Source organism: Bacillus cereus group sp. MYBK139-1 (assembly GCF_051916915.1).
In the GTDB taxonomy this organism is placed as follows: Bacteria; Bacillota; Bacilli; order Bacillales; family Bacillaceae_G; genus Bacillus_A; species Bacillus_A pacificus.
The window spans coordinates 188,366-203,151 of sequence record NZ_JBQAHO010000001.1 but is presented as its reverse complement, the minus strand read 5'-3'; the positions used below and the strand labels follow the sequence as shown (position 1 = coordinate 203,151).

Sequence of the window (14,786 nt, the reverse complement as noted above, 5' to 3'; positions counted from 1 at the left end):
ATCAGCCCCTATCCTTTAACTGAAAAACTTTATTCGGATTCAAAATATTTTGCGGGTCAAGAGCTTTCTTTATTTTCTCCATTACGAGTAATGCCGCCCCATGTTCTTCTTCTTGATACTTCCGCTTTCCGATTCCAACGCCATGTTCTCCCGTACACGTTCCCCCTCGTTTAAGAGCATATAAAACGATACTTTCATTTATTTCGTCTGCCTTTTCCACTTCTTCTTTATCGTTAGGATCAACCATTAAAAGCACATGGAAATTCCCATCTCCTACATGACCAAGAATACCACCAACAAGACCAACCTTATCTAATGTCTCTCTCGCATGTTGAATTGCCCCAGCCAATTCTGAAATTGGTACACATACGTCTGTACTCATAAGCTTTTTACCAGGATAGCTATGGACGTAAGCGTATGCTAGATTATGCCGCGCATCCCATAATTTATTTCTCGCTGCCGTTTCCGTTTCAAAAGCAACTTCTTTACATTTATGATCAAAAACAATTTCTTTCGTAAACTCAATATCTTGCTTTAGCCCTGCTTCATTACCATGAAACTCTAAAAACAGCGTAGGCCCTTCTCTGTAACTTGTTTCACTATAATGATTGACTTGTTTCATAGATAGTTCATCAACGAGTTCAATTCTCGCAATCGGAATACCCGCTTGTAATATGTTAATAACAGCTTCTACTGCATCATTTATAGCCGGAAACGATGCTCTCGCGGCCATAACATGTTCTGGTATACCGTATACTTTTAGTGTTAATTCCGTAAAACATCCAAGCGTCCCTTCTGACCCTACGAAAACACCGTTTAAATGGTAACCTGATGATGACTTCGCCGCTAAATTCCCAGTATGTATTACTTCTCCATCAGCAAGAACGACTTCTAAATCACGAACTTGATCACGCATTACTCCATACTTAACCGCTGTCGTTCCGCTTGCATTTGTAGCAGCCATTCCACCTAACGTTGCATCTGCTCCTGGATCCACACTAAAAAACAATCCATACTTTTTCAATTCTTTATTAAGCTGAGAGCGAGTCACTCCTGGTTGTACTCTCACTAGAAAATCTTTCTCTCTTATTTCAAGAATTTTGTTCATTAACGAAAAATCAACTGTAATCCCTTTTTCATAAGGAATTACGTGTCCCTCTAAACTGGACCCTACTCCAAACGGAACGACAGCTGTTCCGTGCTGACTCGCTACTTTCATTATCGCGCTAACTTCTTCGGTCGTTTTCGGAAAAACTACTACATCAGGTAAACTACTAGCATGATAAGATTCATCTTTACTATGTAACTCTCTTACTGTCGTATTCACAACTACTCGATCGCCGGGAAGTACACCCTTTAATTCATTTACTAAACGCTCTACTGTTACCTCCATCGTACACTCTCCTACTTTCTATAAATTAGAATTACAAAATATGTTAAGTGTTTTATACATAATAATCCGAAAAATTAAATAATTCAAGTTTTACATAAATGAAATTCGTTTCCTACTATCCAATAAACAAAAAGAACTTGCAATTAATTGAATATAGATTAAATAGTATAATAAAATAAAACCAGACCTTATATTTAGAGTTTTTGAGTTTGATTATATATAATCAAACTTTTTGTTTGTATGGGGTAGCACAAATAAAACGCGAATTTCGTACGCTAAGGATATCCAATATAAAAAATCCCAATCTCTCAGTGATATACATAAGAAATTGGGATTTAATTATTTAACAATTGCACTCAACTGTTAAATAATATCTATTTTTTCATACGCTTTACAAACCTATAACCTGTTATCTCGTAACCAAGGAATTTATATAGTTCGTGTGCCTTTATCCTCTGTTCACTTTTTCCACTTAGAAGATAAATAAAATTAGAATCCCTTTTCAAAGACCATTCTTCCACATATTTAATCAATGCTTTCGCAATACCTTGACCACGATATTCTTTCTTTGTAACTAGCGATGTTATTTGAATCTTTTCATCATTGTTTGTGTACGTTGTATGAATTGTTATTCCTATCATCCCTACTAAGTTATTATCATTTATTGCAACAAAGGTGTAGTAATTTGGATTGGATTCGATACGTTGCATTCTTACTTTCATTTCATCTAATGAACTGGGATAACCTAAATCTGGCATTAAATCTGTAAATTGTTTGATGTCATCAGAATTATATTTTCTTATCTCCACTAAGGAACCCCCCACATTTTTTCTCTAATTATGTCATCTTTAATATTACAATATTTGGCTTAACATACAGAATCCGCGTTATGTTGGTGTACCCCATGCCCATCACCTTAAGAATTTAGAACTTCCCTAAAAAATTATGAGTTTTTTGTTACAAGTTATCACAAAATTTTCGTTTTTTTGGTAGTTTTATTTTCTTAGCTTGATTGCGATGAGCGGCACCCCATAAAGGCCCCTAATACATAATTGATGTTCTGCCATTTGTAGAAAACAATTCACTTATACCATTTTAACAAGAAGAAATATCTCGTCCATGTTGTAATATTGGCTTACGTTAAGCTTGTGAAAAAAACATATTCATGTATAATACAATTGATGTATGATACATTAGTTGTAGGAGGGGGACCTTTTTGAAAAGAGAAGATGCCTTAAAACTAAGAACAGATATTAAGAAAATGATTGTAATAACTGGGGTTTTTGAATCTCAAAATTTGCCCAATGGACCATTTGAAAAACCTTTACCAACTTCTCAAATGATGGCGTTAGAAGAACTAGAGGTGGAAAAATTAACAGTTTGGCAACTATCCAATAAACTTAGATTAGAGACTTCAACTGTAAGTAGATTGGTAGATAAGTTAGTAAAAAAGGGGCTTATTTATCGTGAAGTAAATGAAAAAAATAGAAGAGAACTTTTTCTGCACCTCACAGAAAAAGGTCACATAACTGTTAATTGCTTAAGAGAGCAATCCATTACATTTTATCAAAGTATTCTCAATAATTTATCAGAGTCAGAACAAAAAATAGTTGTGGATGGTTTTGAATTATTTATTGATTCTATTTCTAAGTCTTTTGATTAGAATGAGGTAAATCATAACATTTGGAGGATAAAATGAGTTTGCATTTTGAACGTCCTATTATTGAATTAAAAGAGAAATTTGATGAATTAAAGAAAATTATGAAAGAAAATAATGTAGATTTATCTTCAGAAATTCATGAATTAGAAAAACGTTTAAATAAAATGCAAGATAAAATTTATTCTAATATTACACCTTTTCAACGAGTTCAAATTGCAAGGCTACGTAACCGGCCCACGACATTGGACTATATACCTTTATTGTTTACAAACTTTCTCGAACTTCATGGTGATCGATTATATGGTGATGATAAAGCAATGATAGGTGGTATTGCAAAATTTAAAGGAATGCCCGTTACGGTTATTGGTCATCAAAGAGGTAGAAATACAAAGGAAAGTATAGAAAGAAATTTTGGAATGGCACATCCAGAAGGTTATAGAAAAGCGCTAAGACTTATGAAACAAGCTGATAAATTTAATCGCCCTATTATTACATTTATTGATACAATAGGCGCCTATCCAGGGATAGGGTCTGAAGAACGTGGAATTTCTGAAGCGATAGCTCGAAATCTATTTGAAATGACTACACTTAAAGTGCCAATTGTTTGTATTGTAATTGGAGAGGCATCAAGTGGTGGGGCTCTTGGCATTAGTGTCGGTAACCATATCCATATGTTAGAGTATTCATGGTACTCGGTAATTTCGCCAGAAGGAGCAGCATCTATCCTATGGAAGGACGCTAAGTATGCTCCAGAAGCTGCTGAACATATGAAAATTTCAGCAAAAGATTTAAAACATTTAGGAATTATTGATGAAATCATCCCTGAAATTAAAGGTGGAGCACAAAATGATATAAAATCACAGGCAAAAATGATTGAATCTGTAATCGAATCATCTCTAAAAAAATTGATACCATTATCCTCGGAAGAGCTTATACAACAGCGATATGAAAAGTATAGACAAATAGAGAATTATAAATGAAAGTATTTAAAGTCCATATTACATTTCGGAGGATTCTCGCGAAAAAAATTCTAAATATTTTGTAAGCAACCTCTTAAACCGGGATATGCTGACACTATTACTCTACAAAAGATGTGTGATCGGTATGGAAAAGGAAAATTTGTTCAAATGGAAGCATTATCACATGCCCATCAACTTAAGAAATTGATTGTTCCCCAAAACGAAAAAATGAGCTAAATTCTCATAAATAACTGTAAAAAGGTGAAAATTTCGGTATGGGGGTATCTCAAAACTTAGGTTGATGGCAATGTGGCGTGACCCCTGTATGTAAAAATACATCCATTAAATCAATCTTTTTTGAGATAATGGATGTATTTTTTTATTTTTCATTTACCTACATTTTGATTATTATATTACATATAATACCGTAGATATTTAAATGTAACTACAATAAAAAAGGCACTACATCATTAAAATGTAATACCTTTTTAGTAGTTTGCTTATAAATATTTTACCCTAGATAACAATTATGGCAAGTTCTTTTCTATAAAGTGAAACTTTAATCAGTAGGAGTTTCATCCCCCACTGATTATTAGTTGAACCAATCGGGCTTTTACGGGCAGTCCGACCCCTACCTAACTTCTTTGCTTTCGTTGAAATATGAGATGGGGGTCTTACTGCCCGTTAATGCGGGATAAAACTATATTTTAAACGACTTCTTTATTAACAACATAAACCAAATTAAAGTAACTGCCATCAACGAATGAGAAAAACCAACAATATAAGTTAACCCTTTAAAGTCCGCTCCATTTAACTGAAGAAGCCCTCTTGCTGCTAGCGAACCTAACATTAAAATTAATGCGATATTATGTACAACAAACCACTTATTAAAACTTTTCGCTTCATGAAACGCGAATACTTTTGCTAATCCTAAAGCAATTAAAAAGAAGAAAAAGCCGAGTACAAGTGTATGTGTATGTAAAAGGTTTAACAAAGTAGATCCTACAATCCCTTTATACTTTCCATACTCCCTAGCGAAAATCCCTGATAATAAACCGATAATCAAATACGTAAACGATGCATTATATAATTTCTTCATTATGTACCTCCTTGAGTAGAATGTGTAGTGTGTCATATTTAGTAATAATGATAGTTATATAGTAAAAACTCCTAGTCACCTAGGAGTCATTGTATAAGCATCTCACTCTTTACAATCAATTCTAATTATAAAATATCCCTTTATACAAAACAAACGAACTTTATGTGAACAATCAGGACTCTATTAAAATATGTTGCGATTTTGTATTACACAATCCATACTAATGATTATAAATGTTAAAGGTGGTGCATTGGATTGATAGTTCTTGAAACTGAACGCCTCGTTCTTCGCTGGTTTGATATAAAAGATGCTCCATTTATTCTTAAATTAGTAAACGATCCTGCATGGATTCAGTATATCGGTGATAAAAGGATTAAAAACTTAGAAGATGCAAAAAAATACATCTTAAACGGACCCATCGATATGTATAATAAAATGGGCTTTGGCCTTTACTTAGTAGAACGAAAAGAAGATTTCACTTCACTTGGTATGTGCGGTCTTATTAAAAGAGATTCATTAGAAGATGTTGATATTGGCTTTGCCTTTTTAGAAGAATTTCGTTCAAAAGGATATGGCTACGAGTCAGCCTCTGCTGTAATCGAATACGGAGTACAAAAACTAGGACTGAAACGAATTGTAGCAATTACTACTATTGATAACATCCATTCAGGAAAGCTTTTAGAAAAAGTAGGATTGAAGTTCGAAGAGATCATTTCGGACTCAGGGGAAGATTTAAAATTATTCGGGTATAACGTGTAAAAAAGATTTTGAAAGAAAAACCCTTGATTTGTCTACGCTAAGCAGAAAATCAAGGGCTTCATTTATGTTCTAAAGGGGCGTAATGATTGAATAGAATGGGAACTGTTAATATCGAATTTATATTGACCTAAGAAATTTATATGCTCAATCGCTCGGGATAAATATACGGTATTCCAAATGCTAATTGCATTTATAATAAAATTTACTGCACTGGCACGCTGTAATTGGTCTTGCAGTGCACGCTCTCGAAGTTCACCATGTTTTCCAAAGAAAATAGCTCTTGCTAAGGCATTCATTGCTTCTCCTTTATTTAATCCCTTTTGAATGCGCCGGCGTAACGTTTCACTAGAAATATAGTCTAAAATAAATAAAGTTTTTTCAACTCGTCCCATTTCTCTTATCGCTTTTGCAAGACTATTCTGCCTAGAATACGAACCAATCTTCCCCATAATAAGAGACGCAGACGCTGTTCCTTCCCGAACGGAATGTGCTAACCTTAACACATCATCGTAATTCTCTTGAATGATTTTTTATGAATCCTTCCGCGTAACAATTTCTCCATATCAGGATATTGTTCAGGCTTTTCAAATGTGTAGAGTTTCGAGTCCAAAATATCTCTTAATCTTGGGGCAAAGCGATACCCTAGCAAATGAGTAAAACCGAATACTTGATCTATGCTGTATCAGTATAATGCTCTTCAATATGTAAATCTGTTTCGTGATGTAGTAAACCATCAATGACATGAACGGCATCCCTAGCATTCGTATTAATCACTTTTGTATAAAAGCTAGAGAATTGATCACTCACAAAGCGATAAAGTGAAACTTTACCTGTTCCGTGATGTGGATTTTCGTCTGCATGTAAAGATGAAACCCAAATTTGCATGCGCATCCCATCTGAAGACGAAGTGGTACCATCTCCCCAATAAGAAGCTAATTCTAGTTGGTGCTGGTAATTTACTAATGTTGCTTGTGCCTTATTCATTGAATCTTCACCACTCGTTTTTTATCGGACTTCTTTTTACTGTACTTTTATTTTCTTTATGAGTTATTAGAAAAATAATTGTCTATATAAGTCTTTATTTTTTCAAATTCCTTTTCCATAAATAAGATTGCTGGTACTTCAATTATTGGAAGATTATTTTCATTATCAAAAGGTGGACACGGTTTGGGAACTACCAAATAGTCAACTGAGTTTTTATCCCTAATATAATTAATCGAAACATCATAATACTTAGAAAAATATTCCTTCAAATCATCCTGATTCCTTAAAAATGGTAGAGAAAATATTGAACCATAATTTATACCAGCGTCGACAATTAATACAAAGCATATTTTTTTCATGATACACCCTCCTCGTATAATAAGTTTTAAGTTAATAACTGTTCCTTGAAAATTAAATAGTTTTTATCTTCAAGAGCTACATCAAAAAAATGATGTATGGGTAAAATTTAGTCTTGGATATCAGGGGATCCCACAGATAATGGAAGTACAGCGATGAATCCATCGGGAATATGCTTACTCCTCCTGTAGTTCGAGCACGTTAAAAGACTGTGACCCAGACCAAAATGCACTGCATACGCACAAGCTGTATCGGTTTCCTTCACTTACCTCTCTAGTGGTGGGAGGGCAGCTTAGGTGAAGGCAATCATTGAATACTCATACGCGAGGTTGTGGCTATGTTTTGGACTCTAGGGAGATCCCACAGTATCCAAGCTCATTCCAAATACTATTCAAAGAAAGGAGGTCCTTTCTTTGAGATTATTCGTAGCTATTGATGTAAGCTCTGAAAAACTTGATGTATGTTTTCTTGACAGTCATGACACTTGTTTTCGTAATCCGAAATTAGCTTTAGCTTCTAGAAGAAACTATATGGCTAGCTCATATCCTATCGGTATCTTGAGTGTTGATTTTACATGGAACGACTTTACTTAGGCGAAAAAGCTAAACTTTTTTACGGATCTAATCGGCTTTATATTTGAGAGATATTGTCTTATCGTGTTTTTCATGACATTTAGTTGGTGGCCCCGTGGTGTAATTAGAAAAAGGTAACACTGATAAAAACAGGTTTCCTTTTTCTTTATATTCAATTAAATTATATCATTATTTTACATAAATTTACAGACTTTGTTTTTTTATTTTATTGGTAAACTTATGCTTAGCGTATAATTTACGCGTTTCGTCGGCAGGACCCCTTATATGGAATCTTGTACAATACCGTATTGAAATTAAATATGCCTAAATGGACTGCACATATGGTAGCTACGATACTTTCCCTTGGTAGTACCTATCAAGCTTTTGTAAATTTTATTTAATTTTTTGTATAACACGCAACAAAAAGGTCGCCACTCACGGCGACCTTTTTACTATTTCACTTCTACCGTATAATTCCCTGTTCCCCCGCTATACTGATACACATGTAAGTAATACTTTCCTGGATACGTGTAGTAACTTCCTACTAACTTATTCCCTTCTTGCTGTGCATACGTAACATAATTATTTAAATCTGCTTCCGAATAAAGAACCCAGTTCATTCCGATATTATTTTCATTCGTTACGTTAATTTGAAGGTTTTTAGCAGTATCCACATTAATTTCAAAGAAATCACTCGTATCGCCATTTCCTAAACTAGCACGTAAAATTTGATTTAGCTGCAGTTTATTTGCTGTTTGAAATGAGTTATTCGGCTCTTTTTCCACACTGTTATCTTCTTTCTTTTGAACCGTTACATTCGTTGTAGCAGTATTCGTTAATCCTTTGTCATCTGTTACTGTTAATTTCGCTGTATATGTTCCTTCTTTTGTATACACGTGAGTCGGATTTTGCTCATCACTTACTGCTCCATCGCCAAACTCCCATTTATACGAAATGATTTTCCCATCTTCATCTTTTGATCCATCGCTTTTAAACGAAATTGCTTCATTTACCTTTCCGCTATATGGACCATTTATAACCGCAACTGGCGCTTTATTCACAGCACCTTCTTCTGTATTAATACCATGGAATACAACATCATACTCAAATTGTCCTGCTGCATTCACACGATAGTTTACGAAGTATGCTGTTACTGTTTTATAGCCTGTCCATTCTTTCGCACTTAAACGTTTTAACGTATCATTCACGTTTTGTGTAATTGTCTTCCAGTCTTCATATTCTCCTTTTGCAGTAGTACCTGTGTATGTTCCTTGTAGTGTAAATGTATGAAAGAACTGTGATTTATTTTTCTTAACTGATACATTATTTAATTTTGCTTCTGCTGTAATTTCTGCCGCAATATCTGAAACTGGTTTCGGTGCGTGAGTTGCTAAATAATCATCTGATACTAACGGAACATTATATTTCTCACGGTTATCTACTAACATTTGCATATAATCTTGATATTCTTTATTTAAATTCGCATCTTTACTTAAAGCAGAGCGGTATGCATCATATGCTGTTACATCATTTTTCCTAATAAGATCATGAATTTTGTCAAACATATCATATCTCTTATTGTACATGTACGATTGTAAAGCGAAGGAATAATTATAGAAATCCCACGTTCCATATTTTGCGTTTAACGTTCTCTCTGCTGTATAACGTTCTGCTGGATTTGAAGATATTCCTCCTATAATGCTCTTTCTCGGTACAACATTATCTGTTCTCGTTGCCCCTGCAAAAAACTCCGCATTCCCTTCTTCAAACCAAGATAATCTCTCATTCTCATACATCTTCCCTTGTCCCCAAAGTCCTGGCACTTCATATCTACCTTGTAAGTAATGTGTGAACTCATGTCGGAACAATTCTTCTAAACTATAAATACTTTCTTCTGGCGTACGTTCATAAGTAAAGAACGTACCTGTTCCTTCTATATAAAGACCGCCGTTATTCGTTTCATATCCGTATAATTGACGGTTAAATTGATATTCAGATGGGCTATTATAAATAACCATTGTTAATACATCATCAGGATTGCCTTTTTCTAACGGCTGGTCACTTTCAACCGTACGATGGAATTGTGCCTTCACTTCTTTTGCCGCCCAATATAGACGTTTTACTTTTTCTTCTGTCACCTTATCTCCAGCTTTTAACACAATTGCTCCATCATCGAACGTATACGTTTTCGGTAAATATTTTTTCTTACCATCTTCTCTTATTTGATCTAGATCAACCACTTTACCATTCGCATCTTTCCCGCCATAATTCGTCGCAATTTGCTCAGCAGCTACGAAATATTGCTCTCCTAAATACGGATACATTTTCATTGCGTCCGTTACAACTTGCAACCCTTTCGTTCCTGTACTATGGAACGTACCAAGTCTACCTGTATAATAAATACCATTATTAATTAACCAACCATTTTTCGCTGTCACCGTTCCAATTAAGGCAAAACGACTTAATTCATTAATATAGCTATCAATTTTTTGATACCACATTGTATCTTTCGGTGCTTTTCTCGTATCGTATAAATACGATTGAATATCGTAATCAACACCTTGCATAATATCGTAAATCGCATTTCCAGCTGATAGATTGTCTACCAATGTAGAAAAATTATCGTTATATTGTTTAAAAATCTTTGCAGCTGATGTTATCGTTTCCACATCACTCGAAGCATTTCCTATTAATTTTCCGTATGATGAGACAACTCTATTTTGTTCTAACGTACCGAGTTTGAAATTCGGGTTATTCGCAATCGTTTTTAATGCAGGTAAGCATTTATCATGATAGCTTCGATCATTTAGTTTACTTAATTCTGTATGATAAAATCCTAGATAAAACCCTGAGCGTAATACCTCTACTAAAGTCTCAATCCCTTTTGAATCATCCTTCGTATAAGCTTGTCCTTGCTGCTTCAATTTATCAATAATTGCCTGCATTCTACTATCATTTTGATAGAATGCAAGACTATCCTTATTAAACTGAAATAGCCCAGTAATTTGCTCCCAATCAATTGTTACAAGTAAATCCACTAACTGCTGATTGCTCAATTGATTTAATTCAGCAATTGTATACGTTTTCGCTGCGGTTAATTGTTTACTTTTCTTTTTTACTTCAGGCGGTCTTTGTGACAAATCAGCAAATTGTAGCCTTTTCTCAAAAGACTTATTTTCCAACACTTTTGATGAATGAGCTAATTCTTGCACTGGTAATTGTACACCAACCGGCTCCATTTTGAGCACATTCCGATATGAAACTTGCTCTCCCTTTGTACCTTCTGCCAATGCGCCCCCTTGAAAACTCCCTAACATGAAACTAGCAAAGCTTACCCCTACTAACACTTTTTTTGAATAGCCTTTCATGCTCTCCCCTACCTTACATTTTTAGTGTACCGCACCATTATTTTACTATTTTTACTTTTTATACTGTATTGAGAAAAAATAAGGTAACGTTCACACATGTATCCATACCATGCAAAATTAACACTTGACTTTATGTGCGTTTTATATCAAAAAAAGATAGATGATAGCGTAATTCCCGCTACATCTATCCTCGTTTTCAGCGCTATGATTTTAACTTTATGAATGTAACTTCCGGTAATGTTTGCATATGCTGAATAAACTCATTCTTTTCTTCTGGCGATATATTTTTCAGTTGCATCCCTACCTTATAAACAGTTTCTATACCTTGCTGTGAAGCTTCCACTTCATATGAAAGTATTGGAATGCCTTTCACTTGTAGTGTTTCTAATATTTGTTGTACTGCTTCATGTTTATTTATACACATTTGCACCGTTATATTTTGTGGAAATAAAAATTGCACCTTAAAAATACGACTTACAATCTCTAAACCAATTAAAACGAGAATCGTCGCTCCAATTCCTACTACATACATGCCAGCCCCAATTGTTAATCCAATTCCTGCTGTGGCCCATAAACCAGCTGCTGTCGTTAATCCTTTCACCGCCTGCTTTTGAATAATAATTGTCCCTGCACCTAAAAAGCCTACACCACTAACAACTTGTGCTGCAATACGGCTTGGATCAAGTGCCATATGTTCTTCATTCATAATATCTGAAAAAGCATATTTCGAAACGACCATTATTAATGCACTCCCTACCGCTACTAGGAAATGTGTTTTTAATCCCGCCTCTTTTGATCGAATTTCCCTTTCAATACCGATTATTGCCCCTAACAAACCCGCAACACCAATTCGTATAATGAAATCAAAATTTGCACTCACGAGCCCTTCCCCCTTTCATTCATTATAGATAGATAAAACAAAAATTATCACACACATCCATGTATCGATATGAAGGAATTTCACTAAAATACACTTAATACCTAGGTCGTTTTATGTTAATATTTTAAATATTAACATAAAATAAATAACTTCCAATTTTAAACATCCACTCATTTTCTTGAAAAAACAAAGGTGGATTACATGAAATGAGGTTGAGAAAGTTTGGAAAACGCTTTCATTTTTTGTTGTAATTTTTTATACATTCTACATAAATAAAGGAGCTTGCTAACAATGAACGTCTCTTTGCTTACACCTACTACCGATTTACAAGACGAATACTTAGATTTTTATAACGAATGGAAAGATAGCGGTGAAACGATGATTCCGTGGGTTATTACAAAAGACCCTTCTAACTTCCCCGCTATGGTACAAGAACTACTAGATGCCCATAACGGAATAAATCTTCCTGAATCTTGGGTACCAGATTCTACGTATTGGCTCGTTACAGATCATAATAGAATTGTAGGCGCTGTTAATATACGTCATAGTTTAACCGAACATTTATTTAACGCTGGCGGTCATATCGGTTATGGCATTCGCCCTTCTGAAAGAAGAAAAGGTTATGCTACGAAGTTATTAGAATTATCTCTAGAAAAAACGAAGGAATTAAACATCGAGAAAGTACTTGTTGTTTGTGACGAAGTGAATACAGCTTCTGAAAAAACAATTTTACATAACGGTGGACTTCGTGATGATGATTTCACTGAGGAAGATGGGAATGTAGTAAGAAGGTTTTGGATTGAGCTATGAAGAAGTCCACCAATAAACATACTCTTGTTATAGAGAAGTATAGTAGAAGTAATGAGCTACAAGTAAAACAACTATTAAAATCCTTTCCTTTCAATCCGTGTGCTACCTGGACTACGTATCAAAAAGAAATCGGAAGGTAATTATACACCTTCCGACTTCTTTTATGCTGTTTCTATTTCAAACTGTACTGTAATACCACTAGGGTCTACTACAGTAAATCCATTTAAAATCTCATTTATTCCATGTTGTTTTTCTATTAATCTTTCTTTCACTTCATCTAACGCTTCTTTATGCGGCAGTACTATCGTATACACTTTTAATCCAGTTGCATGTGCCGGTGGGTGCGGATTATTTACTCCGTTCCACGTATTTGCGCCTATATGGTGATGATATCCTCCTGCAGAAATGAATAAGCAGTCATCTTCGCGTTGCTGTACTTCAAAGCCTACTGTATCTACATAAAATTCATATGACTCCTCTACATCGGCTATCCGTAAATGCACGTGTCCAACGACAGTATTAGCAGGTAATCCATCAAATTCATAATCAACAAGCGTTGCTAGTTCTTTTAAATCAAGCGGGGTACTTCCTCCTGGCCCTTCTCCCCATTGATCGCGCGGACGATCCGCATATATTTCAATACCATTTCCCTCTAAGTCTTGTAAATAAAACGCTTCGCTATACGTATGATCACTCGCACTATTAAACCTTGAAATTGGTAAAATTTCATTTGAATATGTATAACGTCCCTCTTGCTCAGCTGGACTATCAATTACATTCTTATTACGAATCACACCAAATAATGCCGAAGCAAACGCCTCACGAGTCGGAACTAAAAAGGCTACATGATATATACCAGTCGTACGCGGCTCTTGCAGTAACCCGTCCTCTAACTTTTCAAGAACAAGTAACGTGTTCTTTCCACCTTTTCCAGATAAATACGCTTTATTCCCCTCTTGCTTAATTACTTCTAAACCTACAACATTCTCGTAAAAAGCAATTTGACGTTCTAAATCTAACACCTTAAATTCAACATGACCAATACGTGTTTTTGGATGAATTTGTACCATGAGTAACTTCCTCCCCAGTTTCCTTTTATTTTTATATAAGTTGATGGACAATAGCCACATTCAACGAACATACTTTAATTTTGTTTTTTTGTAGCATCAACTTTCAGCCATTTTGTTGATATTTCGCTTAATGTCCCATCTTGTTCTAATTCTTTCAATGTTTTATTTATATCTTCTAACTTTTCGCTCTTTTTAGCAAATGGAAATGCAATCTCTCCCCATTTAAGTGGACCAAATCCTACTTTCACATTATCTAAATCGGCCTTTTTAATTGTTGTTTCTACTTGCACTTTATCATTATAGTAAGCATCTACACGACCAAGTCCTACTTCATTCAATTCTGCTGTTGGATCTTCTGAGAACGTTTTAATTGTAAAAGCATTATTTTTATTTAAAGCTTTTAATTCTTGTTCCCCGGCTGTACCAAGCCCCACACCTACAGTCTTTCCTTTTAGATCTTCTATCGATTTAATTGTATTATTATCTTTCTTCACCGCGAAAACAGATCCTGAATAAACATATGGAATTGAAAAGTCATATTTCTTTTTTCTTTCCGGAGAAACCGATAATTCATTTGCAATTGTATCAATACGACCCGAGTCTAATAAACCGAATAATCCTTCAAAATCAGAAACGTTCCATTCAACTTTATATCCAGCTTTTTTAGCAGCCGCTTCAATAATTTCAGCATCAAAACCTTTTACTTTCTCACCCTCTTTAAAAATAAATGGACTACGACCTGCAGACGTCCCAACTTTCACTACTTTTTCATCTGTTTTTTTGCTCGCTGTATCTGAACCACAAGCAGATAAAAGCCCAACCGATACTGTTAATGCTAATGTTAGTAATAATGATGATTTCCTCATAATTTTTCC

Annotated in this window: 13 protein-coding genes and 1 pseudogene; 5 read left to right on the top strand and 9 right to left on the bottom strand. The window is 34.7% G+C overall.

Annotated features, from left to right (window positions below; genetic code table 11):
- Position 1 precedes the first annotated feature (1 nt).
- Together ACTFRS_RS00985 and ACTFRS_RS00980 are read right to left on the bottom strand one after the other, a co-directional pair.
- Positions 2 to 1,393: an FAD-binding oxidoreductase gene (locus ACTFRS_RS00985; RefSeq protein WP_440024488.1), complete on the bottom strand. Its 1,392-nt coding sequence runs from the start codon at positions 1,391 to 1,393 to the stop codon at positions 2 to 4.
- Between the two features lie 374 nt (positions 1,394 to 1,767).
- Positions 1,768 to 2,202, bottom strand: a complete 435-nt coding sequence (locus tag ACTFRS_RS00980) for a GNAT family N-acetyltransferase (RefSeq protein WP_440024490.1) — start codon at positions 2,200 to 2,202, stop codon at positions 1,768 to 1,770.
- Positions 2,203 to 2,609: 407 nt separating this feature from the next.
- Here ACTFRS_RS00980 and ACTFRS_RS00975 point away from each other — a divergent pair, with 407 nt between their 5' ends.
- A complete protein-coding gene (locus ACTFRS_RS00975; protein ID WP_000817666.1) occupies positions 2,610 to 3,056 on the top strand; it encodes a MarR family winged helix-turn-helix transcriptional regulator in 447 nt (148 codons plus the stop codon).
- Between the two features lie 32 nt (positions 3,057 to 3,088).
- Complete coding sequence (locus ACTFRS_RS00970) at positions 3,089 to 4,033, top strand: acetyl-CoA carboxylase carboxyltransferase subunit alpha (RefSeq protein WP_000052087.1); 945 nt, start codon at positions 3,089 to 3,091, stop codon at positions 4,031 to 4,033.
- A 679-nt stretch (positions 4,034 to 4,712) separates the two neighbouring features.
- On the opposite strand, the gene ACTFRS_RS00965 is transcribed toward ACTFRS_RS00970, so the two are convergent.
- On the bottom strand, positions 4,713 to 5,111 hold the full coding sequence (locus ACTFRS_RS00965; protein WP_000737904.1) for a DUF2871 family protein: 399 nt from the start codon (positions 5,109 to 5,111) through the stop codon (positions 4,713 to 4,715).
- Positions 5,112 to 5,366: 255 nt separating this feature from the next.
- On the opposite strand from ACTFRS_RS00965, the gene ACTFRS_RS00960 reads away from it, so the two are divergent.
- Entirely contained in the window at positions 5,367 to 5,870 is a 504-nt protein-coding gene (locus ACTFRS_RS00960; protein WP_229130998.1) for a GNAT family N-acetyltransferase, read from the top strand.
- 62 nt (positions 5,871 to 5,932) lie between these two features.
- On the opposite strand, the pseudogene ACTFRS_RS00955 reads toward ACTFRS_RS00960, so the two are convergent.
- Both ACTFRS_RS00955 and ACTFRS_RS00950 read right to left on the bottom strand, forming a co-directional pair.
- Positions 5,933 to 6,863: pseudogene (locus ACTFRS_RS00955) on the bottom strand (transposase); the annotation flags it as partial.
- A 47-nt stretch (positions 6,864 to 6,910) separates the two neighbouring features.
- Positions 6,911 to 7,213, bottom strand: a complete 303-nt coding sequence (locus ACTFRS_RS00950) for a hypothetical protein (RefSeq protein ID WP_016718179.1) — start codon at positions 7,211 to 7,213, stop codon at positions 6,911 to 6,913.
- Positions 7,214 to 7,624: 411 nt separating this feature from the next.
- Here ACTFRS_RS00950 and ACTFRS_RS00945 point away from each other — a divergent pair, with 411 nt between their 5' ends.
- Positions 7,625 to 7,804, top strand: coding sequence for a hypothetical protein (locus ACTFRS_RS00945; protein ID WP_001236331.1), 180 nt, complete (start codon positions 7,625 to 7,627; stop codon positions 7,802 to 7,804).
- A 431-nt stretch (positions 7,805 to 8,235) separates the two neighbouring features.
- Here ACTFRS_RS00945 and colA read toward each other — a convergent pair whose 3' ends face one another.
- Together colA and ACTFRS_RS00935 are read right to left on the bottom strand one after the other, a co-directional pair.
- A complete protein-coding gene (gene colA / locus ACTFRS_RS00940; protein ID WP_000679538.1) occupies positions 8,236 to 11,151 on the bottom strand; it encodes a collagenase ColA in 2,916 nt (971 codons plus the stop codon).
- A 202-nt stretch (positions 11,152 to 11,353) separates the two neighbouring features.
- The gene (locus tag ACTFRS_RS00935) at positions 11,354 to 12,031 is read right to left on the bottom strand and encodes an MgtC/SapB family protein (protein ID WP_001275622.1); all 678 of its coding nucleotides are present in this window, start codon (positions 12,029 to 12,031) and stop codon (positions 11,354 to 11,356) included.
- A 291-nt stretch (positions 12,032 to 12,322) separates the two neighbouring features.
- Here ACTFRS_RS00935 and ACTFRS_RS00930 point away from each other — a divergent pair, with 291 nt between their 5' ends.
- Positions 12,323 to 12,841 (top strand): GNAT family N-acetyltransferase, encoded by a 519-nt coding sequence (locus ACTFRS_RS00930; RefSeq protein WP_001103108.1) that lies wholly within the window; start codon positions 12,323 to 12,325, stop codon positions 12,839 to 12,841.
- A 161-nt stretch (positions 12,842 to 13,002) separates the two neighbouring features.
- Here the strand turns inward: ACTFRS_RS00930 and ACTFRS_RS00925 are convergent, their stop codons facing one another.
- Together ACTFRS_RS00925 and ACTFRS_RS00920 are read right to left on the bottom strand one after the other, a co-directional pair.
- Entirely contained in the window at positions 13,003 to 13,911 is a 909-nt protein-coding gene (locus ACTFRS_RS00925; RefSeq protein WP_139866271.1) for a VOC family protein, read from the bottom strand.
- A gap of 74 nt (positions 13,912 to 13,985) precedes the next feature.
- Positions 13,986 to 14,777, bottom strand: a complete 792-nt coding sequence (locus ACTFRS_RS00920; protein ID WP_318160477.1) for an amino acid ABC transporter substrate-binding protein — start codon at positions 14,775 to 14,777, stop codon at positions 13,986 to 13,988.
- Positions 14,778 to 14,786 lie beyond the last annotated feature (9 nt).